The 2,626-nt window shown below is 65.0% G+C and carries 1 protein-coding gene; it reads right to left on the bottom strand.

The genetic code is table 11. The annotated features are described in order from the left end of the window. Positions 1-2,626, bottom strand: a 2,626-nt coding sequence (locus XI08_RS10105; protein ID WP_271574303.1) for an AMP-binding protein, incomplete at both ends; no start/stop codon positions are given.

Below are 2,626 nucleotides of genomic sequence, written 5' to 3'. Positions count from 1 at the left end.
TCGGGACCACTGACCCATTAAAATCAGCCGGGCAATTCCAGACCGTCGCGCAGACAGTTGCTTCGGTCGGGCCATAAGCGTTGACAATTGCTGCCGAGGCCAGACTTCGGATGAGTTCAGCTTTCGGCAGTTCTCCAGCAAGAATGAGAACTTGCGAAGCCAAACATTCCAGCGTCTTGCTTGCCTGAAGCAAGGCTGGGGGTAACGTCGCATGGGTGATGTCTTCGCTTCGGAGATAATCCGATAGCTTGTTACTCGCTTGACGGATCTCGTCCGCAGGCAAGTGCAATGCGGCTCCAGAGCCAAACGCCATAAGAAGCTCCCAAGCGCTTGCATCAAACCCAACGGAGGCGAACTGCACCACTCGGCTTTTGGAAGAAGCGCCAAAAAGACCGACCTGAGCCAACACCAGATTGACCAATCCCCGATGCTCGACCATGACGCCCTTTGGGGTGCCGGTTGAGCCTGAGGTATAGATGACATAGGCGAGATGACGTGAGGTGAGGCCCAGCGCGCGCGGGTTCGGGTCCGAAGCCGGCCGTTCCGCCCAGGCCGGGGTGGCCATATCCAGATCGACCACGCCGACATCGGCCAGCGCCTCGGCGCCCAGCGCGGCGCGGCCGGATGCATCGCAAAGCAGCAGCCGCGGCGCCGCATCCTCGAGCACCTGCCGCAGCCGCGCGCTGGGATAGGCCGGGTCCAGCGGCAGATAGGCCCCTCCCGCCTTGAGGATCGCCAAAACTCCCACCACCATCGCCGGGCTGCGCTCCAGGCAGATCGCCACCGGCTGGTCCGGCTTGACCCCGAAGGCGATCAGATGATGCGCTAGGCGGTTGGCCCGCGCATTGAGCTCGCCATAGCTCAGGCGCTCGTCCTCGCAGACTACCGCCACCGCATCCGGCGCCTTTTGCACCTGTTGCTCGAACAGTTCGTGGATGCACCGCTGCGACGGATAGGCCGCCGCCGTCCGGTTCAGCTCCTCCAGCAGATAGCTGCGTTCGTCGGCCGGCAAGATGTCCAGCTCCCACACCGGTCTGTCGGGAGCCTGCTCCAATGCATCTGCCAGCTGCTCGAGCGCCCGCTGCATGTAGCCGCAGACCCGATCCGCAGAGATTGGCTCCGCCACCTGCGCCGTCAGGCCGAGCGCCTCGCCAAAATCCTCAACCGATAGCGTCAACGGATAATTGGTGCGCTCTTCCCCGCTCAGCCGTTCGATGCCGGCCAGGACATCATCCGTTCCAGAACCGGATTTGGCCGCCGGCGTGTTGTGGCGGTAGTTCAGCAGCGCGCTGAACAGCGGCGCCGGCGCCGCAACGCCGCTGCAGCGTTGCGCCAGCGCAAGCGAGGCATGCTCGTGCGCCAGCAGCTCGGAAAGCCGCGCATGCGTGGCCTGCACGCTCGCCTCGACTCCGGCTCCGTCGAGGTCGAGCCGCACAGGCAGGGTGTTGATGAACAGGCCCATCGCACGGTCGGCACCCGCACCCGCATGCATGCGGCCAAACAGCACCGTGCCGAACACCACCTGCTCTCGGCCGCTGCTCAGCGCCACCACTTGCCCCCAGGCCAGATGGCACAGGCTCGCAAGGCTCACCCTGAGCCGCCGCGCCTGAGCGCGCAGCCGATCGTTGAGCGCCCGCGGAAGCATCCGATGCACCTCGCCGATCCCGCTGCCGTCGCCATGCACCTCGCGAAGCCCGAACGGCAGCGTTGGCTCGTCAATGTCGCCCAGCATCTCCTGGAAGAACGCTTCATGCGCCTTGGCATCCATGCCAAGCCGCGCCTGCGCCACCAGATTGCGGAACGGCTGCGGTACGGCCAGTTCATAGGCCCGCCCTGCCAGCACGGCCCGCACCTCGGCATGCATCACTTCCAGCGTCGTGTGATCCCCTATCAGATGATGCAGCAACTCCAGCAGCAGCCAGCGCCCGCTGCCCGGCTCGCGCGCGATCACGAAGCGCATCAAGGGCGCCCGACCAAGATCGATGCGGTACTGACGCGGATCGAACCGCCGCTTCAGCTGCTCGTGACCGGAACCGCCATTCTCGTCCAGCTCGACCTCGAGCACATCCAAGGCCGCCTTGCGCCACACCACCTGCGCCGGGCTCGACAGACCCTCCCAGACAAAGGCCGTGCGCAGAATGTCGTGGCGATCCACCACCTCTTGAACCGCACCAAGATAGCCATCCAACAGCTCACGCTTGGCAAACGCCATTTGACTGACCAGCAGATAGGGATCGCCCCGGCTGGCCAGAAGATGATGGAACAGAATGCCGTCCTGCAGCGGCGACAGGCCATAGATGTCCTGGATGTTGGCGACCCCGCCCGGCACCGTGGTGACGATCCGGTCGATCTCTTCCTGCGTCAGCTCGATGAGCGGCAGCATCCGCGGCATGATCGCCGTGCTGTGCTCGTCGATCAGGTTGGCGGGCACCGCCACCTCGCGCTGGCTGCCAAGGCTTGCGGCCAGATCGCAAAGCACCGGCCTGGCGAACAGGGTGCGCACCTCCACCCCGAGCGACAGCCGCCGCAGCCGCTCTATCAGCTGCACGGCCAGCAGTGAGTGGCCGCCCAGTTCGAAAAAGTGGTCGTGACGTCCGACCCGCTCCAGTCCCAGAAGCTCGGCCCA

Origin of the sequence: Bradyrhizobium sp. CCBAU 11361, assembly GCF_028128935.1 — a bacterium.
In the GTDB taxonomy this organism is placed as follows: Bacteria; Pseudomonadota; Alphaproteobacteria; order Rhizobiales; family Xanthobacteraceae; genus Bradyrhizobium; species Bradyrhizobium niftali.
Note: the sequence above shows the minus strand (reverse complement) of the source record. Positions and strands in the feature narration are given on the sequence as shown.